General features: G+C 60.4%; 16 protein-coding genes and 1 tRNA gene. 5 read left to right on the forward strand and 12 right to left on the reverse strand.

Annotated elements, in window-relative coordinates:
* Positions 1 to 168 precede the first annotated feature (168 nt).
* Together AC1DX5_RS01915 and AC1DX5_RS01920 are read left to right on the forward strand one after the other, a co-directional pair.
* Positions 169 to 477 (forward strand): transposase, encoded by a 309-nt coding sequence (locus tag AC1DX5_RS01915; RefSeq protein WP_478013930.1) that lies wholly within the window; start codon positions 169 to 171, stop codon positions 475 to 477.
* A 72-nt stretch (positions 478 to 549) separates the two neighbouring features.
* Entirely contained in the window at positions 550 to 1,152 is a 603-nt protein-coding gene (locus AC1DX5_RS01920) for an IS630 family transposase (RefSeq protein WP_478013931.1), read from the forward strand.
* Between the two features lie 35 nt (positions 1,153 to 1,187).
* Here AC1DX5_RS01920 and AC1DX5_RS01925 read toward each other — a convergent pair whose 3' ends face one another.
* The 6 genes from AC1DX5_RS01925 to AC1DX5_RS01950 all read right to left on the reverse strand — a co-directional run bounded on the left by AC1DX5_RS01925 (position 1,188) and on the right by AC1DX5_RS01950 (position 12,522).
* Complete coding sequence (locus AC1DX5_RS01925; protein ID WP_478013932.1) at positions 1,188 to 2,336, reverse strand: glycosyltransferase; 1,149 nt, start codon at positions 2,334 to 2,336, stop codon at positions 1,188 to 1,190.
* A gap of 36 nt (positions 2,337 to 2,372) precedes the next feature.
* Positions 2,373 to 7,673: a putative Ig domain-containing protein gene (locus AC1DX5_RS01930; protein WP_478013933.1), complete on the reverse strand. Its 5,301-nt coding sequence runs from the start codon at positions 7,671 to 7,673 to the stop codon at positions 2,373 to 2,375.
* Positions 7,674 to 7,679: 6 nt separating this feature from the next.
* The gene (locus AC1DX5_RS01935; protein ID WP_478013934.1) at positions 7,680 to 8,399 is read right to left on the reverse strand and encodes an SPOR domain-containing protein; all 720 of its coding nucleotides are present in this window, start codon (positions 8,397 to 8,399) and stop codon (positions 7,680 to 7,682) included.
* A gap of 170 nt (positions 8,400 to 8,569) precedes the next feature.
* Positions 8,570 to 9,961, reverse strand: a complete 1,392-nt coding sequence (locus tag AC1DX5_RS01940; protein WP_478013935.1) for an HlyD family type I secretion periplasmic adaptor subunit — start codon at positions 9,959 to 9,961, stop codon at positions 8,570 to 8,572.
* Positions 9,958 to 12,081 carry a type I secretion system permease/ATPase gene (locus AC1DX5_RS01945; RefSeq protein ID WP_478014032.1) on the reverse strand — a complete coding sequence of 708 codons (2,124 nt, stop codon included), beginning with the start codon at positions 12,079 to 12,081 and terminating at the stop codon, positions 9,958 to 9,960. Before AC1DX5_RS01945 ends, AC1DX5_RS01940 begins: the two co-directional genes overlap by 4 nt.
* A 294-nt stretch (positions 12,082 to 12,375) precedes the next feature.
* On the reverse strand, positions 12,376 to 12,522 hold the full coding sequence (locus AC1DX5_RS01950; protein ID WP_478013936.1) for a hypothetical protein: 147 nt from the start codon (positions 12,520 to 12,522) through the stop codon (positions 12,376 to 12,378).
* A gap of 838 nt (positions 12,523 to 13,360) precedes the next feature.
* On the opposite strand from AC1DX5_RS01950, the gene AC1DX5_RS01955 reads away from it, so the two are divergent.
* Complete coding sequence (locus AC1DX5_RS01955; protein WP_478013937.1) at positions 13,361 to 13,789, forward strand: hypothetical protein; 429 nt, start codon at positions 13,361 to 13,363, stop codon at positions 13,787 to 13,789.
* 286 nt (positions 13,790 to 14,075) lie between these two features.
* Here AC1DX5_RS01955 and AC1DX5_RS01960 read toward each other — a convergent pair whose 3' ends face one another.
* The 4 genes from AC1DX5_RS01960 to AC1DX5_RS01975 all read right to left on the reverse strand — a co-directional run bounded on the left by AC1DX5_RS01960 (position 14,076) and on the right by AC1DX5_RS01975 (position 16,610).
* Positions 14,076 to 14,294, reverse strand: coding sequence for a hypothetical protein (locus AC1DX5_RS01960; RefSeq protein WP_478013938.1), 219 nt, complete (start codon positions 14,292 to 14,294; stop codon positions 14,076 to 14,078).
* A gap of 89 nt (positions 14,295 to 14,383) precedes the next feature.
* A complete protein-coding gene (locus AC1DX5_RS01965) occupies positions 14,384 to 14,680 on the reverse strand; it encodes a hypothetical protein (RefSeq protein WP_478013939.1) in 297 nt (98 codons plus the stop codon).
* Positions 14,681 to 14,985: 305 nt separating this feature from the next.
* Positions 14,986 to 15,666 carry a hypothetical protein gene (locus AC1DX5_RS01970; protein WP_478013940.1) on the reverse strand — a complete coding sequence of 227 codons (681 nt, stop codon included), beginning with the start codon at positions 15,664 to 15,666 and terminating at the stop codon, positions 14,986 to 14,988.
* A gap of 398 nt (positions 15,667 to 16,064) precedes the next feature.
* Entirely contained in the window at positions 16,065 to 16,610 is a 546-nt protein-coding gene (locus AC1DX5_RS01975) for a helix-turn-helix domain-containing protein (protein ID WP_478013941.1), read from the reverse strand.
* 759 nt (positions 16,611 to 17,369) lie between these two features.
* On the opposite strand from AC1DX5_RS01975, the gene AC1DX5_RS01980 reads away from it, so the two are divergent.
* The gene (locus tag AC1DX5_RS01980) at positions 17,370 to 18,434 is read left to right on the forward strand and encodes a tyrosine-type recombinase/integrase (protein WP_478013942.1); all 1,065 of its coding nucleotides are present in this window, start codon (positions 17,370 to 17,372) and stop codon (positions 18,432 to 18,434) included.
* A gap of 31 nt (positions 18,435 to 18,465) precedes the next feature.
* Here AC1DX5_RS01980 and AC1DX5_RS01985 read toward each other — a convergent pair.
* Positions 18,466 to 18,541: transfer RNA gene (locus tag AC1DX5_RS01985), tRNA-Thr, on the reverse strand.
* A 176-nt stretch (positions 18,542 to 18,717) separates the two neighbouring features.
* Between AC1DX5_RS01985 and AC1DX5_RS01990 the strand changes: the two genes are divergently transcribed.
* A complete protein-coding gene (locus AC1DX5_RS01990; RefSeq protein ID WP_478013943.1) occupies positions 18,718 to 19,821 on the forward strand; it encodes a PAS domain-containing protein in 1,104 nt (367 codons plus the stop codon).
* Here the strand turns inward: AC1DX5_RS01990 and AC1DX5_RS01995 are convergent.
* Positions 19,814 to 20,773: a hypothetical protein gene (locus AC1DX5_RS01995; RefSeq protein ID WP_478013944.1), complete on the reverse strand. Its 960-nt coding sequence runs from the start codon at positions 20,771 to 20,773 to the stop codon at positions 19,814 to 19,816. The genes AC1DX5_RS01990 and AC1DX5_RS01995 overlap by 8 nt on opposite strands.
* Positions 20,774 to 20,898 lie beyond the last annotated feature (125 nt).

A 20,898-nucleotide genomic window follows, 5' to 3' on the forward strand; every position in this document is an offset into this window, starting at 1 on the left:
TGTGTCACCGAACAATGGCACTCGCCTGGACTTAGCGCGCATGCCCAGCCACCTGATCGCCGTCGGACAGAGGGTGCCCGAGGTCATTCGGTTGCCGAGTAACGCGCTGGCGTGCTTTCCTAAAACTCCTCCAGTCTGAGCTAGAGTCCTTCATGAAGGACGACAACGATGAAGCCTAGCCGGTTTAGCAAAGAGCAGATCATTGCGATTCTGCGTGAGCAGGAAGCTGAACTATCGATGGCAGACGTGTGCCCCAAGCCCGGCGTGAGCACGGCGACCGTCTTAAGTGGAAGGCGATCTATGGCGGCGTGGATGTGCAAGCTCGAGGTGCTGGAGGACGAGAACGCGCGACTGAAGCGGCTGCTGGCAACTGCGATGCCGAATAATGCGGTGCTGAAGGAGCCTGCCTCAAAAAACTGGCAAGGCCTGCCGTTCGTCGAAGGGCTGTCGAGGATCTTCGGCAGCTCTTTGGCATAAGCGAGCGTCGGGCCTGTGCCGTGCTTGGCGTGGATCGATCGTCGATGCGCTGTACGCATTCGTGAGGTGACGATGGCCGACGAAGCCGCACGCGCTGATGTTGCCGAGCGACGGCGGACATGGCGGCGTAGTCGCCAGCCGCGGATGGCCCGTGAGCCGCACCGGCTGGTCTTCATCGATGAAACGGCAACGACCACCAAGATGACCCGGCTGCGGGGCCGGGCACGCAAGGGCGAACGGCTCAGGGCACGGGCGCCCTTTGGCCATTGGGGTACGCAGACCTTCATTGCCGCCCTTCGCCGTGACGGACTGACCGCGCCTTGGATCATCGACGCACCAATGAACCGGAAGATCTTCGAAACCTATGTCGAAACCCAGCTCGCGCCGACACTCAGCCCCGGCGACGTCGTCATCCTCGACAATCTGTCGAGCCATAAAAGCGAGCGAGCCAAGGCCCTCCTCAAGGAGCGCGGCGCCTGGTTCGTGTTCCTGCCGCCCTACAGCCCCGATCTCAATCCAATCGAAATGGCCTTCGCCAAACTCAAAGCCCATCTCAGGCGCATCAAGGCCAGGACCATCGACGATCTATGGCGTGCCGTCGGCAACATCTGTGACCTCTACACACCCGACGAATGCCGGAACTTCCTCAAACACGCAGGATATGCGTCAGATTAAACGCTCGATGCTCTAAGTTGATTAAGCGGGCTTGGTCATCCCACAAGTACGGATAGAGCCGCTAGCGTGTCTTCTGGATTTGTGGTCATCATCCCCGAACAGTCCGGTCTCTCAACGGATAGCAGCGCTGCTCGCTCGATCAAGGCTGCGAGGCGTTTGGGTCCTGCATCACGATGACCAATCATTCCCGCGCCACTTCGTTGAAGGCCGTGTCCGACGATCATTTTCTCGCTGTCCATGGGCAGGACAATCTGGGGAACGCATTGCGCCCAGCAGCCAATGGCAGTGCCGAGCCCGCCATGATGGATCGCGAGGACGGATCGCGGAAGGGCCTGTGTCAGATCAATAGGTATGGGCGACACCAGAAGGTTGGCGACCACCGGCAGATCGCCTCCGAGATAACCGGCGAACTGACGCACGCCCGTGGAAATTGCCCTGAACAGGACTGGAAGCATGGGATGGCCACGAGGCAGATAGATTATCCCCTGCTCAGTCCGAACTTTTTCCCGTTGCGATCCCGGCGGAATTTCAAACGGCCAGAAATATGGCTCACGACGCTGACGCGCATAAGGATCGAGAGCCCCCAGCGTACACACCAGATTGTGAGTGCCCCGCAAAAGGCTGCTGAATCGACTGGATTGATAGCGTCCACCAGTGACCCTTGAAGCGGTCTCAGCGACTCTCAACGCCGCCTGATCCGCCGCCTCCTGCGCGCCGGACCTCTGATCGAACAATGATGCCCGTTCGGTATCCGGCGGTACTGTCCAGCCATTGCCGATCACGGTGACGGTGGCCCGCCCGGCGGCTGCCAGATTGAGACAGGGGGCGAAATCCGAAATGATCGCATCCGGCTGGTAGATCGCCAGCAGGCGCTCCCATGATCTTGCCACGGGCCCGAGCAGCTCATGCTCGGCGAAGCCGATCTGCGCGAACAGTTCGGCAAGCGACGACGATCTCATCGAACGCCGCCGGTGGAGGAAAATCGGCGCCTGGACAATGATGAGCCGCCCATCGGCAAGGTCGCCGGGAAAGATGGTCGAGAAATAGGCTTCGGCCGCATGACGCTGACGGAGCGCCGAGACCACCTTCCAATCATTCTTCAGATAGTGGGCGATGATGGGAACCAGGCGATGGATATGCCCGGCGCCCGCGCCCAATTCCCAGCCGATCAGCAGCGTATGCACTTCATTTACCCGTATGGGAACAACACTCTTCGCATTTCACATGATCGAATGCGCGCCCGCCCAACGCGAGGGCGAGGCGAATGACGCGATTGCTTCCCACCGCTCATGGGGTGCGTGCTGGTCGTCGGCACGGATATTCGGCAGCAAGGTCCAGACACCCGCTGCAGCCTCGGCCAGGCGGCTCGCCGCTGCATCGATCTCCCCCGAAGACGCGCTCGGCACAGAAGCGCCGTCAGGTTCATTGGCACCCAGAAGCGTCATAATCGATACTCGCGCGCCCGGCGTGTCGATGGTGCGTGGAGCGATGAAGCCGCCGCCCGCGCCTCTCCCGTCAGTGATCGGCATGGTTGACCTTGCCCATCGGGAAGACGGCGGCGCAGCGACGATATGCGAGTAATTCCGGATGCCGCCAACAGCATCCCTTCCTGCAAGGGTTTCGCGGATGATGGCACCATCTTCCACGACCGAGGCAGTGGCTGCTTCGGCCATGGGCGACGTTCCGCCTTCCGTTTCGAGCACCGCATCACCGATCTGGAGGCGGGACTGTGTAGTATTGTCGGAATATTTCAGCGTGTTGTCGCCGTGGAATCGGACATTCAAGCTCGTGAATGCCGAGATCGAGATATCCCTCAAGCGTACGCTGTCACCTCCGCCAAGATCGATCACAAGGTCACTACCCTGCTGAGTTGTGGCACCAAGCAGATCTTCCCAGCTATCAAATTGGGATCGGTCAAATTGCAGATAATCGTGGCTAGATCCGGTCACGGTAAAGTCATCGATCGTGCCCGCACCGAGGCCGGTCGCGATGACGAACGCCTCCGATACGGAAGAACCTAGTTGGCTCGCGCTGGAGCTATCGAGCAGAATTTCTGGAGCGTCCGCCCTGTTCCTGATTTCATTCCGATCCCAGGACACGCCATCGGCGAAATGAACCTGCTCCAGGCCTTGGGGGACACCGCCAGGATTGTCTTCAGAAAATTGGTAACCAGCCCAAAATTCGTTGTAGTCATCTATGTATAAATTTGCCCCGTCCCCCCAACGCACCACGCTGATCTCGTCCGAGTTGATATCGATGAAGATAAGTTCGTCCGAACGAACTCCCTGATCGAACTGGTCGAGCGAATCCCAGCCATCTCCCCTGGAATAGTAGAAGGTGCCTCCGCCGTCGCCGGCGACGATCTGCCAATCGTTCCCAAGGCCCCCAGTGACCTCGAACAACGTGTCCAGCATCAATGTATCATCGTCAGGGGTCCCGAAGATCTGTTGGCGCCCGATCGAGAGGGAGAAGACAGAATCGCCTTCATCCTCCCCATCCGTTGCCTTGATTTTGATCTCATAAATGTCGCCATATGCAGACATCGGCGGTGTTCCCGTCAGACGCCCATTATCAAACGACAACCAGCCAGGAAGCGGAGAGTCATCGGCAAGCGTTGCGGAGAGCATCGTGGCATCGCCGTCCGGATCGATGAAGGAATCGACGGATATGTCGAGAGGGGTGTTGATCCTTCCCAAGATGTCGGGAAGCGGTGTCGGCACACCAGGTGCATCATTGTCGGACCCGAAATGCAGGCGGAACACCGAGGATGTTTCCATGGTTCCGTTTGACGCAGTCACCACTATGTTCAATACGTCCGAAGTGCCGGTCGGCGCGGCACCTTCAAACAGCCCATTCGCGAACGTTAGCCAAGCGGGAAGTTCCGACCCGTCGTCGAGCTTGGCTGTGAAAACAAGGGTGTCCCCCTCAGGGTCCGAGAAGCTATTGGTAACGTCGTAGGAAAACGCGGCGTTATCTGCCAATCTTTGATTGACCAGCTCTTGCTCGACGAGCGGCATCGTGCTCGTGCCTGTCAGTGTCAATGTCAGAGTGGATGCCGAGGTCAAACCGGCAGAATCGGTCACATGGTAATTGGCCGTCAGCACCAACTCCTCGCCTTGTGAAAGATTCTGATAGGCAGCATTCGACGCATCGAAGCTCCAGCTACCGTTTGCCGCGAGCACCAGGCCATCGATTCGGTCATCGAGCGAGAAGCTCAGGACTTCGCCGGCATCAGCATCCGTCGCCACAAGGGCTCCGCGAATGATGGCGCCATCTTCCACGACCGAGGCAGTTGCTGTTTCGGCTATGGGCGAACTTCCGCTTTCTGTTCCGAGCGCGGCATCACGGATCTGGAGGCGAGTCCATGTGGTATTGTCGGAAAATTTCAGCGTGTTGATGCCGTGGAATTCGCCGTCATCCTCCTGGAACTGAGCTTTGACGTTCACCGTCGCACCGGTCGAGATGACGGTCACGATAAGCGAGTCGCCGGATCGGCTGAGGGTTATATCGGCAGCGTTTGCGTCTGTGAGTTCCAGGGTATCGTTTCGGCTGTAGCCGAACCCAAAATCATTGATTTGATCGTGGCCGTCAGCAGAAGAGAAAATGAATCTGCCCGCGCCGGTGCCATCGACCCTGATATAGTCATCGCCCCCGCCCGCGTTGAGGATAAAATTGCCGGCAGGTGCAAAGATGAAATCCGCCGAGGCCGTTCCGTTCACGGTTGCCTGCGCCGCGGTAATCACTGAACTGGCCGCAGTGATGAGGTCCGCTCGAGACATAATGGTGCTGTCGGCAAACCGGATCTGATCCACACCGAAGCCATCGCCGACCAATGCGCTGCTGAGTGTTATTGAGCCGGTCTGGCCATCGAAAGTGATGGTCAGACCCGCTCCGTCATTGCTGACCGCAAACTGCAGATCAGCCGGCAATATGCCAACCCCGAGTTCAAGGGTATTAAACCCGTCCAGCGGCCCGGCGCCCCAAATTATATCGTCGCCGTCTCCGACACTCCACTTATATGTATCATTCCCTTGGCTTTCACTAATTACGTCGTTACCGGCCCCGCCTTCAACTGTGTCGTTTCCACGCCCTGGCATGATATTGTCGTCATCCGGTGTGCCGGGAAGGTTTTGATCGGGAGCTGGGGGAGGAGACGCAACCGGACTTGCCTGAAGATAAGTGGCATTGACATAATCTACGTAGCTCTCCGGAGCGCGGCCCGACCTTCCCCAATAATCATCCCTATACCCCCAATAATCACGCACCGCGTCATAAATGCCCCCGATTATTGTACCGTCAGCAAACGCTATTGACTTGATTTTTGGTGAGCCAAGATTGTATCCTACTGAAGATCCATTTCCATCCGGACCTATATTTTTTCCGTTCTCGAGAAACGTTATGGTCTCTCCAGTCGCCTTTATTTTAATAGCAGTAAATTGAACATGAAATCCCTTCGCATCTTCGCCCTCTGTGATGTTTCCGCCCGTACTGGCAATGTATGAGTACGTATCTCTTCCACCCGCAATAAATTCGACATCCTCGGGGTTTAACCCTTGTAGCGCGATGTTGTAGTCGCCGTCACCGCTGTCGAATTCGACGACATCGTGACCGCCCCCGGCGCCGAATTTGATCGTCGCTGCCGCTGATTTGAGGTGGATCACATCGTTGCCAGCACCTCCGTCGATCGTCGCATTTGAGCCGGCAACCGTGATTGTGTCGTCGCCCGCCCCACCGTCGATTGAGTGCTCGTCATCGCTCTCGTCCGTAATCGCATCACTGAAACCAGAGCCAATTATATCTGTGTGAAAATTCATCAGGGTGATTGTCCCCCCGGTTCCGCTCCTACTCGTAATGAAACCGCCTCCCGAATTCGGGGCAATAATGATTTTCATGCCAGCAAGATCCGTCGATCCGGCAGCATCGACAACGTCTTTTATGCCGTTCGGCTGCCCTCCATTCGCGTCAATCTTGAGATTGTAACCGTCGGGAATAATACCCTTGAAGGTTACCTTATCCTCTAAAACGGTACCCTTCACTATCTCAACTGAATGAAGCGTATCTGTCCCGCCCATGCCGTCTTTGACGATAATCGCGGGTAATGTCCCGGTTCCATCGAACTCTATAGTAATTGCTGCGTCGCTGGCAGAATAGTCGACTGTATCCGTGCCCCCATCTCCCCATATCTTGTCACTACCACCCCCGCCAATGAGTTCGTCGTTGCCGCCTCCACCAACGAGAATGTCATCGCCCTCGTCACCGTATAGCTTGGATGGTCCGTCGCCCGACGCGATGAAATCATTCCCGTCCCCGCCGTACATCTCGTCGGTAACCGTTGACTCACCGGGCGCCGTGCTCGCGATGACGGTGCCGACGTCGATCTTGCTATAGTCGCCGTCGTCAGTATCGAGAGCCGACAGAAGAGCCGCGATACCAAATTCCGCTTCGCGACCAGCGACTTCGCGGACCGCGCTTCCCGATCCAAAAAGCATATCATCGCCAGCACCTCCATTGATCTTATTTGCGTACACATTGCCGACGATTGAATCGTTATGATCTGTACCAGTAGCATTTTCGATCACCGTACCGAAGGCGATCGAGACATTCTGGACACCAGCGGACAGTAATTCGTGGTTTACTACTGACACCAATGTGCCATTACCGATCGAAGAGAAATGACCCGGCCGGAGATCGATGAATGCAGCAGCCGCGAGATTGGGCGCCGACGAATCCGCCGCCGCGTTTATCCGATCTTCTCCCCCACCGTCCCAGATACTGAAGTAACGATTACGAACGCCCCCGGGATAATCTTCTAGAAAATTGTACCAAGCGTACGTATCGGTCAAGCTGCGATAATCGTCGTTTCGACCATACAACCACTGAATAGACGCGATATCATATAACTGTAAATCCGTAACGTACCGAGTCTCGTTCACAGTTTTGCTGTAAGACATGATACTGAAGCTGCTGGTGTTCTCAACGCCTGTCAGAGCTGGGTAAGTGCCGACGGAATCTTGTGTATGCTTTAGGCCAAGCACGTGCCCTATTTCATGACCGATGACCGTGTAGCCATATTCAGTGGGATCAGTGCTCGTTGATGGAATTCGACCGCCGTTATATGAAATCCAAATATCGCCAATGTCCGTTCCGAGGGTTGCTTGGTTACCAGCCGAAGCGTATGCGGCGGTATTGAGCGGCAAGTAAGATGTAGTAAAGCCGCCTATCCCTATATCTGAGTTCGTGCCGGCGCCGGCGGCGGTAAACGTCAAAGTCGATACTGCGGCATACATATTGAATGCACGGATAGTGGCAGATTGCTCGACGTTATTTAACCCGCCGCTATCAAAGACGCTAACATAGAGCGGTGCCACGCCCGATGTCGTATCATTGAATGGAGCATACACGCCGTTGTAGAATGATGTGAGTGCCGTGTAAAATTCGTAAGTTAGAGAAGTGTTTGACCATTTTGTATAAGCAGCCAGGTTTATTGCGGAAGAAATTCCGCCAGCCGTTACATACGTCATCGGCGATCACTCCCCAAATAAATGTTTTATTAGCGCTCTTCGAATCTTGAAAACATCGTGACTTACGTCCCAATAGGGTTTACCGTCACGAGTTGACGTTGCGTCCTGTGGGATCCCTGCTCGCGCTTGCATCGGGGCGACGATGAGCGACAGACGCTGGATCTGAGCGATATAATCCTGTGACCCCTGTCGGGCGATAACCGTAACGCGATAACCGCTAGATCCGTTGATCGATTCGATATTGATCGTCACGAAGATTGAATCGGCCTCGTTTTCGCATACGGCCTTTGCCTTCGGCTGGTCGCCCAAGAGAATGCGATCGGAAGTTGCAGATTTTGAGATTACTGTAGGCAATCCGGCATCTCGTAAAGCATCAATAAGCGATATTGCCGTGTCGTTTGCAAAACTCTGGATGGTCCAGCTCTTGAGATCCTCACCCGATCGCTCGACTACGGCGACGCTTGCAGGGTCGGCGCTGCTGGTGACACAGAATCTGTTGCGCTTATCAACACGCAGTCGGTCTGAGCGCAGAATGCGCGTGGAGTCTGCCGATGGATGCTTCATTGTGGTTTTGGCCCCAGCAATCGTTCCGACGGTTCTCGCAGCAGAGGCCGGCAAGTGTATGATGGCAACCCCTCCAACGGCGGCAGTCAGAACGATTTTTTTCACGATCTTCCGCAGTGGCGTTTCGCTATATAGGGCTAAATGGTAGCGGGTTCGGTACATTGCTCATCCCATCTTACTTATCTACCTAGAATCGGCGCCGCTGCCGGGGATCGCCAGCTATATTGGAGCGATAACGTGATTTCTGAGTAAACAATTTGCGCTTCGGCAAATGTGCATCCGCCAATCTCGACTAAGCATTATTTTTGCTCCGAGGAATATCACCACCTTACTCATCGCTCCCGACCTGCCTCTCGTGCAGCCTTCTCAATGGGGCTCAGCAGATATGATAGAATCGATCGTCGCCCAGTACGAACATCGGCAGTAACCTGCATACCCACTGCGGCTTTCACGGGCGCGCCGCGCTCGGCGATTGAGGCACGGTCAAGGGTAACGCGCGCCGAATAAACGAGCCCAAGTTTCTCGTCCTCCACCGCATCCGATCCCAAGCTCTGGAGCTTGCCGGTCAGCGCGCCGTACCTCGTGAACGGAAAGGCCTCGAGCTTCACCGCGACGCCCTGGCCCACCCTAACAAACCCGACATCGCGATTGAGGATCTTCACATCCGCGATCAGTGCACCCCCATCGGGCACAATCATCATCACCGGCTTGGTCGCCTCGACGACACCGCCAACCGTATGGATCGCAAGCTGGGACACCGTCCCGCTCACCGGGCTCACCAGGGTCTGAAGGCTCGATTTCTGCGTCGCCTTGGCCATTTCCTCCCGGCGCAGCTTCGCGTCCGACTCCGCCTTGGCCAGGTCGGTCAGCACCCGCGCCCGCGCTTCGGCCCGCGACTGGACGAGGCCGCTGCTCGCCCCGGCCATCTGCGCCATCGCCTTGTTCGCGGTCTGGATCGCCGCATCCCGGTCGCGCGCGGCCGCCAGCCGTTGCCGGCGCATCTCGATCACCTTCAGCTTCGACACATAGCCCTTGGCGAGCAACTGCTCGTTCGCCGCGATCTGTTCGTCGAGCAGCGGCAGCGTCTCGGTCAGCTTGGCGGCCTGGACCTCCGCTTCGCGTCGCGCCGCAATCGATGCCTGGCGCTCCGCGCTGTGCGTGTCCGCCGTGGCCTCGATATCGGCGAGTTGCGCCCGTGCCAGCGCCAACTGCGTCGCTGCCACGGCCGCCGGCGTGCCGGAGGGCGGGCTGAACGCCAGCCCGAGCCCGTCAAGCGCGGACAGGATCGCACGGCCTCGCGCCGCGTCGAGTTCGGCGGTCTCCAGGGCCTTTTGCGCCTGGACCGCTTCCGCGGTCGAAATGGTCGGGTCGAGTTCGACCAGCGCCTGTCCCGCGCGCACGCGCTGGCCATCGCGCACCAGAATCGCGTGTACGATGCCAGGCGCGGCCGGCTGGATCATCTTCACGCTGTCGGCCGGGATCAACCGCCCGGTGGCGGAGGCCACGACATCGACCTTGCCGAAGGTCAGCCAGGCGATGGTGAAGGCCAGCGCCGCGAGCAGCACCCAGGTCGTCACCCGCGCCGTCGGGGAGACCGGCGTCTCGATGATCTCGAGTGCCGCCGGCAGGAACGACACCTCTTCCGATCTGAACAGGGGGCCACGCGCCTTCTCGTCGGCGAGCGACGCGCGGACGACATCCCAATGACGAGTGATCGCGTTCATGCCGAGTCCCCGCCCATGCCCGTCTGGCGGCGATGCAGGCTTGCATAGCGCCCACCATGCCGGAGCAGTTCGTCATGCGTGCCGACCTCGACGATGCGGCCGCGTTCCAGCGTCATGATCCGGTCGCACTGGCGGATCGCCGACAGGCGATGCGCGATGATCAGCACCGTCCGCCCGCGTGTCATCGCCTTCAGGTTCCTCTGGATGATCTCCTCGCTCTCCGCATCGAGCGCGGAGGTCGCCTCGTCGAGGATCAGGATGCGCGGTTGCGTCACCAGCGCGCGGGCAATCGCGATGCGCTGACGCTGGCCGCCCGACAAATTGACGCCGCGTTCCTCGATCAGCGTGTCGTAACCCTGTGGCAGGGTGAGAATGAACTCGTGTGCGCCGGCCAGTTGCGCCGCGGCCATCACATTCTCCAGCGGCATGGCCGGATTGGCGAGCGCGATATTCTCCCGGATCGAGCGGTTGAACAGCAGATTCTCCTGCAGCACCACGCCGATCTGCCGTCTGAGCCAGGCGGGGTCGATCTGCGCGATATTGACCCCGTCGATCAGGATCCGGCCGGCCGCCGGCGTGTAGAGCCGCTGCAGCAGTTTGGTCAGGGTGGACTTGCCCGATCCCGACGATCCGGCAATGCCGAGCGCGGCGCCTGCCCCAAGCTCGAAATCAATGTCGTCGAGTGTCCAGGGACCGTCCAGGCCATAGCGGAACTTCACGCCTTCGAACCGGATCTCGCCCTTGAGCTTGGGCAGCGCGACCTTCGACCCCGCACCAGCCTCGGTCGGTGCGTTGAGCACGTCGCCCAGCCGCTCGATCGACAGGCGCACCTGCTGAAAATCCTGCCAGAGCTGCGCCATGCGAATGACCGGGCCGGACACACGCTGCGCGAACATGTTGAACGCGACCAGGCCGCCGACCGTGAGCGCGCCTGCAATCACCTCGCGCGCGCCGAAGAACAGGATCGCCGCCAGGCTGAGCTTCGAGATGAGCTGGACCGCCTGGCTGCCGGTATTACCGAGGTTGATCACTCGCTGGTTGGCCGCGCTATAGCCGGCGAGCTGGCGTTCCCAGCGGCTCTGCCATTGCGGCTCGACTGCAGCCGCCTTCACCGTCTGCATGCCGGACACGCTCTCCACCAGCAGCGCGTTGTTGGCCGAGCCGCGCTCGAACTTCTCGTCGAGCCGCCGCCGCAAGGGACCCGTGACGAGCAGCGACACAGCCACATAAGCGGGGATGGTCAGCGCCACGACCCAGAACAGGGTCGGCGAATAGACCCACATCGCGGCCAGGAACACGATGGTGAAGGCCGGGTCGACCAGCACAGAGAGCGAGGCGTTGGTCAGGAACTCGCGGATCGATTCGAGCTGGCGCACCCGCGTGACCGTGTCGCCGACCCGCCGCCCCTCGAAATAGGACAAGGGCAGGCTGAGCATGTGCCGGAACAGCTTGCTGCCAAGCTCCACGTCGAGCTTCTGGCTCGTCTCCGAGTAGAGCCGTGTTCGCAGCCAGCCGAACACCACTTCCCACACGGATACAGCGACGAAGCCGACCGACAGCACTTGAAGCGTCGCCAGCGTGTTGTGGACCAGCACCTTGTCGATCACGTTCTGGAAGAACAGCGGCGCTGCGAGCCCGAGCAGGTTGAGCGCCAGCGTGATCAGCAGCACCTCGCCTATCAGCTTCCGGTAGCGCACGATCTGCGGGATGAACCAGCTCACGTCGAACCGGCCCGCCGCACCGGCCACGCCTTCGCGCGTCGTTACCAGCACCAGCGAACCCGACCAGATCGTCTCTAGCCCGGCCTGGTTCAGCTTTTCGGGGGGAGATCCGGGGCGCTGGATCAGCACGGCATCCGCGGCCGCCCGCCCGATGATGAACCAGCCCTCAGCACCCTCGGCGAGCGCCGGCAGTGGAAGCTTGCCCAGCTTCTCGAAGCTCGTCCGGATCGCCCTGGCGCGAACCCCTTCCTGCTGCCGGGCAAGCCGGAGCAGTTCGTCGGCCGACACCGGATCGAAATGACCGAGCGCGTGCCGGAGTTGATCGGGATCGACCGCAACGCGGTGCATCGCCAGAACGGTGGCGAATGCCACCAGCCCGTCGTTCACCTGTCCACGCATCACGCGTGGCTCATCAACCCCCATATCCATGGACAACGCCCACTCCCGCTGGCTTCGTCAGCGTATCGAAGTCACGTTTCAAAGCAATGGCACACGGTGAGGATTAGTAGTTAAATTCAAGCCATTATGGCGGCATCTTGATCAACAAGTCGTTCAGGACGAATTGCAGTCATGATGATAGCTCGTGCCAGGGGCAACGCCGAACACCTGAAGGTCCCACTCCGACGCTGGGATACAATCCCCTTCCAGCGTAGCTCTGAATGCAGTTCCTGCTATCTCTCGATCACCTGCGGGTCATCGCGTTGATGCCGCCTGCGCCCGAGATGGGTCGCGCGTCATCAGCTTTGGCCCGCCCTCGTGTCGTTCGTGGTTCGAGCGGAATGCTGCACCCGCTTCGATCGACTGGACTTGCTGCGGCTCGCCGATCAATATGACTTTCACACCCCCGGTGGGTGCTTGTCGACCATGCCTGCTTCATCAATCACCAGCACAGCGCGTACTGCGAGCAAGTGGCGCCCCTGTCTTAGCTGAGTGTCAATCCGCTTCTCGATTGCCTCGACCTCGTTCCACGCTTTGATGAAAACTGTGCCGCGCGAGCAAAGCGATTGAGTTGCGCAGTCCCAGTGCTTGCTCAGCGGAGGATGGGAAGGGCTAGAAAAATATGCCCCCGATAGGCGACATCCGGATGCGGTTTAGGCATTGATCCTAGGACTTTGATCACATCAAACGTCCAGACGCGCTCGCCCTCCCTCGCTGGGCTTTGGCGAACGCGGAGGCGTAAGCTCAAAGCTGAAATAACACCGCTGCCCAATTTGCCCAACGATCTTGGGCGTAACCATCAATCATGGCCTGACCTGCGGAGCACGCTACTCTTGCGCCGCGATTAGCCCTTCGCCCTTCGCCCCTTCGCCCAGGGAGGAACCGGTTTCCCTTGAATTCGACGTCTTGGTGATAGGACATGTGAGCGCGCGCGACCGCTGACGGACCTTCCAACACCTCCCGCCACCCTGCGTGCTTGCGCAGCCTGGCGCAACTCAGGCATGACGCTCACATCCCGCGTGAACCCGCGGGTCGAGGCTTCGGAACCTCTTCGGGAACCCGCCCTGGTCGAACCCATTCGACCGGGAGGCGGGCGCGTATGTCCAAGCCTTTCGGGGCCAAAGGCGTCCGCGCTCGTGGGGTTCCTGCGGGTTCTGAACTCCCGGTTTCGGGTGCTGCCTCGCCTTCAACAACGAGGTGGCACCAGCCAAAAGTAGGCCGGGCGCCGCAGGAGCCGGTAATGATTCTCTTCGCAAACACCCGTGCTCGTGAGACACTTCGCAGGGGCGAACTCAAATTCGTTCTTCTCGCCCTGGCGGCGGCCAGCCCTGCCACCGCCATCGCCAAGGATCCGATCGAGATCGGCCCTGAGCCGGCGTGGGACAATGCCAAGGCCGGTGCGAAAGAGATCATCCGTAACGACGCGGGTCTGCTCGATCCCTGGTCGGCGCACTGGCAATGGCGCCGCGGTGGTATCGTCCGCACGAAGAAGGGCTGGCTGATCTGCGGGAGCGTCAACTCCAAGAATCAATATGGCGGGTATGCCGGCTGGCACGACTTCTCGGTGCGCGTCGTGAACGGGAAGAGCGACCAGTATCGCCTGGCCCCCGAGGGGCTGGGAATTAACGCCTGTGACATCACCCAGGGTTTCGAGGACGAACCTGATTAATTGACCAGCAGCATATCGGTATCTCGCGCCGGGTCGGATGACGGTGGTTGCCACACGCAACGACGCTACGGGGTTGTGATTCGGCAACCAATTGAAACTGCGGCGATTTCTGCTCAGCCGGCGAATGGTTTCAGCATTGAACGGCAGTCGGATTAGCGCCTGCGAGCCCCTCTAGACACAATTGCGCGCGCGTCGCGGTGGCCCAACAACCACCCGACGTGGGGGCGCCGCCGTTCAAGTTTGCGATTGTTAATTGGTAGCGCCTTTAGCCGGCGGACTCGATCCACTAACTCAGCAAGACGAATTTCATGAACGCCATGCCCGCTGCGGACACGGCGGCCCCTGCGACCATGGACCCGAACGCGATCAGCAAGAGGGACCGTGTCGTGTAGGGCGATTCATGGGGGGGCTTTTGCCGTTCTTGATCGATGCGCGCGATCTCCGCGCGGAGATCGAGCCAGGCGTCTGGCGAGGAGCCGGCAATGGCACGGGTCGCGTTTGTCATGAAGGGCCTCGAAGATCACCTACTGGACTAATGATTGGGTGTGGACGCGCCGTGCCGCAGTCGGCAAGCGCGTCCACTTCAAGCGAGAACTACTCCTCGATCCTCTGCCAGCCCTCCTGGTAGTCAAACTCGATCAACCCTTCCCTCTTCTCCTTGAGTAGCGACCACGTCGACGAAGCCGCCAACGGGGAATGGCAGATCCACCTGTTCGTCACGTTCCAGGCGATCATCATCTGTCCGGCCTCTAGGTCATCATCGCGATCGATGGTGAGTTCCAAGGCCCGTGCGAGGTTGGGGGCAACCACGATGCCCTGATATTCGGGGCCGGGAACATCGATCTGAAAGATCTGGAAGCGCGCGTTTTGTCGCTCGGTTTCGGATAGCATATTCACTCCTGCATGACCGTCATTGGTTAAAACAGGTGTCGCAGAGACCCGCTTGGCAGTCGGGTGGCTTCTCAGAACGACTATGAAAGCCGCAACTTTCTGACAACTAAGCGCAACCGACGAGCCGCCGGAAGTTGGAGAGTGTGTTCAACTCCGCCTCCAGCCGCCTTCAGCAAGGAACGAGGTGAGTGGGCCAACTCCAGAGGTCCGATAATTCACCGGACCCTTACAAGGCGCCCCCATCCTCCCGCCGCAGCCACGCGACTAATGCCATCTGGAACGGCCCGCGCCAACGGCAGGCTCCATTATAGCAAGGAAAGACATAGATCGCCTCGATCGGCGCTCGCCGGCGTATCTTGCACATGTTCGCTTTGAGACTGTTCACCTTCAGTGATGAGTCGCCATAGCTGCTGCGCTCGCTGGTTGAGCTCCCGTGACATGCACATCCTGGAGTCTCCCAAGGATTTGCTGGGCCGAAACACATTCTTGAAGGCGTAGCTCACCCAAGGATGGTTAAAGAGCGGGAACCGGGGCTGAGAGAGCCAAACGTTTCGACACTGGTCTCCCTCATCGACACGAGCCCGTGCGCCCGAAATCTGCGCAACCTCTCTTAAGACTGCGCGCATAGCTCTTCGACCTTCTGCCAGCCTCACCGGCCGGATACCCTCGCGCGCAATTGCTATTCGCGTCTTCATCGACAGCGAGCCATCTTTAAGCCTGCACGGTTCGACCTCGGGGATGGCAATACACCCGTGCGCATGAGCCTTGATTACGCGGCCCTTGATATCGCGATCTTCCATCACGAAAAAGAACTCGGGCACGTAACCAAACCTTGCGCGCAGGCACCTCGCTAAACGGTTCCGGATATAGACCTGCTGAGCCTCGCCGCGTTCCTTAAGCTCCGCCGCAACCCCGGAGTGCACCTCGAGATTGAACAGGGCGAACGAGCCTTCACCTAGGTGCAGCGCAGCCACTTGAGCCTTCATCCAGGCTGTAAGCCTACCCCAGGGTTCTACCTGCCTGCCTGCAATTGTCTGCATGGGGAACGAGCTTCCACGATATCTTCGATAAGCTTGTGATGATCCATATAATGTAGACGCCGGCGATGCTGGCGTGTGCGCGCCTCGTCTGAGCAGGTCCCTACGGAACAAATTCCGCAGATTTCCGAGCGTTTCGGCGTCTCTAGCGATCGCCGGATCGGCGACGATGAGGTCGATTTCCGCGTTCACTTTTTTTCGCGGTCTCGGTCGATAGCCCGCGTCTTGGTCGTTAGATTCGTAGTGGTTCAGTGGGGAAAGCATCGCCTGGATTGTCCTCTACGCGTTTTTGCAGCGCTTGAGGACCAACCGGCCCTGCCCACGCATGAGTGGTATTCACCATGCACTCACGATGGATTTTCATCAAGCGCTCTTTCGATGTCGGCGATTTCACCGCGCGTCAGACCGACCGTTTCTACCTTAGGGCGCAGACGACGAACCGCGTTCATAATCGATATCTCTTGGATCGAAAGCCAACGCCGGCTCGGTTTGGGATCGGCGACCACCTCCCTCATCACTCTAAGTTGCTCGTCGTTCAATGTGTCGAGGGGGCGGGCGGCAATGGCCTCGAGTTCCAGGACCGTAGCGCTGGCCTCGCCAGCGTTTCGATGTAGCAGCTCCCGCCACTGAATCTCTGGATGCCGTTGATCTAGAACGGCAAAAAGGAATCTTTGCTTGTCCAGATCCAGTGCTTCCGCGAGCTCGCCAGCCCTGTCTAACGGGATCGGAGCACGTCCTGTTGCCATATGGCTCAAGACAACCGCTTGCTTGTATCCCAGCTTCTTGGCGAGTTGCCTTTGGCTCACGCCTCGCTCTTTAGCGAGTCGGCCAAGGCCGAACGCCAGCATCTGTCGCGCCTCAGTATCTGCGTAAGGAAAATCGTTGGTGACCATGGCACGTCATTCGCTTTACAATGTGTGTTATATGACACTCGACAGCGGGCGGTGCATGGGTTATAACACGCACTCAACAAGACACAAACGGAGTGAAATCAACCATGCGCAACAGCCGCGTCCGCTTTCTGAGTTTTCGGTTTTTGAGAGCTTCGGCTCGCATCGCACCCTTCAGGCCTGATCTGAGGATGCCATTCCTCATGGTGTGTCTGGATCTGCTGCGAACGCGAGCGCGCCTCAACTTCCTACGCCTCCAGGCCATAGCTTCGGGGTTAATCTGCGTGTCCGTGTCAGGCCACAAGAGATGACAGATCGCCGAAGCATCTACGCGGACCTAAACGAGCGCATCCGGCGCGCCGCACGCAATCGCAGTCGACTCCACCTCGATCCAGCCCACGTTGCCGCGCTCCTCTCCTCCCCAATTTACAGCGTTCTAGCGCTGCTCGAATCCGAAGAACTCAACGCCCTATGCGGACAGGACAACCGACCGATCAAAGAACCAAGGCGGGGGCGGGCCACCGCCACCAGCTCGGCGCCTATTGGTTATGGTATCGTGCAGATCGAGACGACTGGGCCATCTGCTGGTATTCAGACGGCTCCGATGGACGCGGACGTCGGACTAGCCGCAAGTCGCTTGGCATCGGCGGCGGTGACGGAGATCAGCCGCCGAAAGAGGCTCAGGACGCACTAGCCGAACACTACCTCTCCTCGCAGAGGCCGGTGCAGGCTCCGATAGCGTCGATCTACGTCGAGAAGCTGATGGCGGACTGGTTGCTCGAGCATGCCGAAGTGAACCTCGCAGACCCGGTGCGCTATACAAATGGCGTGGCTCACTGGCAGGCATTCTTTCTCGAGGAACGGGCCAAGGGGCACCTTCTCGGACCACCCGTTGTTGCGGACATCACGACGGCGTTGGTGGAGCGCTTCCAAGCATGGCGCGGCGGTCACGGCGTAAGCGGCCATACAATCTCTCGCGACACAGCGGCGCTGCGTCAGCCTTTGAACTGGGCTTGGAAGCGCAACATGATCGCCTCGGCACCCTTCATCCCCGACGTGAAGCACAAGGCCGAACCGCGGGACCTGGTCTATACGGTCGAGCAGATCGCCGCGCTGCTGGAGGCGGCCTGGGCGCTCGAGGAGCGTCACCACATTCACATGTTTGCGATGATCATGCTCAGCACCAACGCTCGCGTGGAGGCCGTCCTTGAGCTCGACAAGGACATCCAGGTGCACGATGGCCTGATCTACTTCAATGCGCCCGGTCGTCGCCAGACCAAGAAGCGCAGATCAATCGTGCCGGTTTGCCCTACCTTGGCGCCGTGGCTCGATCTTTACCGTGGGCGTGCGATCCAATGGCAGAAGCGGCACATTGATCGCGCGACTGGAGAACCTCGGTTTGAGTTGATTCCTGTCGACAGCATCAAAACGGCGTTCGACAAGACGCTCGTCGCTGCGGGGATTTGCGAGCACGCGCGCGACGCGGACAGAGAGGCTATCTGGCTGCCTCCGCGCCGGAAGCTCGGCGAGACAACCCCGCGCCCGAAGTTGATAGGACTGGGGTCGCCTAACACGCTGAGACATACCACGAGCACGGAAATGCATCGTCGCGGCGTCCCGGAAGCCCAGATCGAAACAGCCGCAGGCCACCGCGGGGATGGCACCAACAAGCGGCACTACCGACACCTTCGCCCGGAGTATCTCACCCAGTTTATCGACGGCGTGGAATCATTCTGGGCCGACGTGGGGAAGCTGACCCAAGTGCATTTGCGATACCAGCGCGATACCAAAATCGTGGATCTGGCCCCCGCGCGGCGCGCTGACTGACAAGAAACGCTTATATTTCAATGGGAAGGACTGGTGCCGCTTACAGGACTCGAACCTGTGACCCCCGCATTACGAATGCGATGCTCTACCAACTGAGCTAAAGCGGCATATCCCGGTGCGGCCCGTGGACGGGCGTTCGCGAGGGGGCGGCGCTTATCATCTGGTTCGGCGGCTGACAAGCGCTCACGCCAGCGAACGGTCGCCGCTTTACACAAGATTTACCACATCCGGTGCACACCGCCTGGGTAACGGGCTGGGACAAGCCCTTAAGGGTGGCAATCGCATGGATAAGGTCCGCGGTTTCGAAGACGGTCGGGCGCCCGGGCGCGAACCCGATTCGGCGGCGGGGAGCCTCGGGCATCCGCGACCCGAAGTCGGCACCGACGAGCGGCGCATGCATGTCCGCGCCTATCATCGTTGGGTCTCGCTGCTGCGCGGTCGCGCCTGTCCGTCGATCGAGGATCTCGATGCGGCGACGATCGCCGATTTCGGCCCGCACAGCGCGCTGCTCGATGTCGCGGGCGGCGTCGCCGATCCGGCGATCGTCTGGGTCGGCCGGCGCCTGCGCGAGGAATGCGGGCTCGGCCAGGACTTCGCGCACATCGCCGCGATACCCGACCGATCGCTGCTCTCGCACCTGACCGACCAGTATCGCCGGACCATCGCCGATCGCGCGCCGATCGACTTCGAGGAGGAATTCGTCGACTGGCGCGGTCACGATACGCTGTGCCGCGGCGTCCTGATGCCCTTTTCGTCGGGCGGGAGGTCGGTCGACTATATCTATGGCGTGATCAGCTGGAAGCAGCTGGTCGACGCCGGCACCCAGGCGATGCTGGATGCCGAGCTCGGCGCCGCGCGCCGCGCGGTCGCCGGGCCGTTCGCAACGGCCATGGCCTGGCCGGGCGACGCGGAAGAGCGGGTCGGCCGCGGGATCGGGTCGAGGGCCCCGGCCGGTCGCCTGGCCGAGCAGCTGCTGCGCGCGCGACAGGCCGCGGCGGCGGTCGGCGACAGACGGACGGGCGCCACGCTCCACCACGCGCTGGGCCTGGCGCATGACGTCGCGCTCGCCGCCGATGCCGATCCCGCCGCCTATGCGCTGCTGCTCGACCGTGCCGGGATCGCGGTTCAGCTGCGCGCGCCGATGATGCCGGTGGTGATGCTCGTATTCGGCGCCGATGGCGACAGGACGCGGCTTGCCGACTATGCCGCGATCCTCTCCCATGCCCGCCGCCTCGGCGTAGCCCCGGGGGGGCTGGCGGCGTTCCTCGACGGGTTCGAGGGCGGGATCAGGGGCGTAATCAGGGCCGAGCGCCGGGCGACGAAACCGGCATCCGCCCGGCCGATCACCGCGCGGTCGCGCGGCGGCGACATGGTCTCGCTTAGCTGATCGCCGGCGGATCGCTGGCCGGGAAACTCTCCTCCAAGGCTTCGTCGAGCTGCTGGTCGAGGTGGCGCGCCCGCGCCGAGCCGCCGAGCCAGCGCGCCAGGTTGGTCACGTAGAGCCGCGCCGAGCGCAGCGCCTCGGGGGTCGCGACCAGGCTTCCGCCGGGCGGCTCGCTGACGAAGCTCGGCGCGCCGAGCGCCACGTCCCAATTGTAATCGACGAAATGATGGAAGGTCGATTGCGCGACCGCCGGGCCGGCGCCGCCCTGCGGCTCGAACGCCACCGCGATCGCGAACTCGGCCCCGGTCACCTTGCTGCGTCCGGTGGCGATGACGCGCGCGCTGGGATCGTCAGACGGCGCGGAGACATCACCTTCATGTGGATGCGCCGGCAGATAGCGCAGATGGCCGTCCGGCGACTCGGGATCGGCGAGCAGCGGATGGACCGGCGCCACCGGCACGATCTCCTGATAATCGCCGTTCGCGCCCGAATGGAAATTCGGCCAGAGGATGCTCGTCGTATAGGGATCATCGACTGCCTGGCGCGCCGGATCGGGATCGACATTGTGCGTGTGGAAATGATGCGCCGCGCCGACCCCGCCCAGGTCGCAGACCGAGGAGCCGAGGTCCATATGATCGCGCGAGACGAGCAGCCCGCCGCCGGCCGCGCGGAAGCGGCTGATCGCCGCGCATTCGGTCGCGTTCAGCCCGTCGCCGACATCGACCGCGAACAGCCAGAGCTGGTCGAAATCGCTCTCGTCGATCCGCGCCAGCACGGGATCGTCGGTGCCGGGCGGGGCGGCGCGATCGCGCGCGGTCACCTCGTAGAGCGGCGCGCCGTCATCGTCCCGCGCGCGCTCGAGCAGGTCGCGCAGCACGGAGAAGCGCGCGATGCTCCAGTCGTCCTCGGCGGGTTCGATCGTCGTCTGCAACAGGATGCGAAGGGGGGTCGTCACTGGCTCGCTCCTCGGTGGATCGGCGGAGGCCAGCAGCCCCCGCCCAGGGCGAAGATAGGATGCAGGGTCCGCATTTCATCCTGCACCAAGGTGTTAATTGACGCTGGCAACACGCTGTCCCTAGG

This window comes from Sphingomonas sp. P2_B6, assembly GCF_056404755.1.

Excerpts from the sequence above, each read along its gene's own strand:
- AC1DX5_RS01935 (WP_478013934.1), bottom strand. The coding sequence starts at position 8,399 with ATGTACCGAACCCGCTACCATTTAGCCCTATATAGCGAAACGCCACTG.
- AC1DX5_RS01990 (WP_478013943.1), top strand. The coding sequence starts at position 18,718 with ATGGATAAGGTCCGCGGTTTCGAAGACGGTCGGGCGCCCGGGCGCGAA.
- AC1DX5_RS01930 (WP_478013933.1), bottom strand. The coding sequence starts at position 7,673 with ATGACGTATGTAACGGCTGGCGGAATTTCTTCCGCAATAAACCTGGCT.
- AC1DX5_RS01975 (WP_478013941.1), bottom strand. The coding sequence starts at position 16,610 with ATGGTCACCAACGATTTTCCTTACGCAGATACTGAGGCGCGACAGATG.
- AC1DX5_RS01965 (WP_478013939.1), bottom strand. The coding sequence starts at position 14,680 with ATGCTATCCGAAACCGAGCGACAAAACGCGCGCTTCCAGATCTTTCAG.
- AC1DX5_RS01915 (WP_478013930.1), top strand. The coding sequence starts at position 169 with ATGAAGCCTAGCCGGTTTAGCAAAGAGCAGATCATTGCGATTCTGCGT.
- AC1DX5_RS01980 (WP_478013942.1), top strand. The coding sequence starts at position 17,370 with ATGGCGGACTGGTTGCTCGAGCATGCCGAAGTGAACCTCGCAGACCCG.
- AC1DX5_RS01960 (WP_478013938.1), bottom strand. The coding sequence starts at position 14,294 with ATGACAAACGCGACCCGTGCCATTGCCGGCTCCTCGCCAGACGCCTGG.
- AC1DX5_RS01940 (WP_478013935.1), bottom strand. The coding sequence starts at position 9,961 with ATGAACGCGATCACTCGTCATTGGGATGTCGTCCGCGCGTCGCTCGCC.
- AC1DX5_RS01920 (WP_478013931.1), top strand. The coding sequence starts at position 550 with ATGGCCGACGAAGCCGCACGCGCTGATGTTGCCGAGCGACGGCGGACA.
- AC1DX5_RS01945 (WP_478014032.1), bottom strand. The coding sequence starts at position 12,081 with ATGCGTGGACAGGTGAACGACGGGCTGGTGGCATTCGCCACCGTTCTG.
- AC1DX5_RS01970 (WP_478013940.1), bottom strand. The coding sequence starts at position 15,666 with ATGAAGGCTCAAGTGGCTGCGCTGCACCTAGGTGAAGGCTCGTTCGCC.
- AC1DX5_RS01955 (WP_478013937.1), top strand. The coding sequence starts at position 13,361 with ATGATTCTCTTCGCAAACACCCGTGCTCGTGAGACACTTCGCAGGGGC.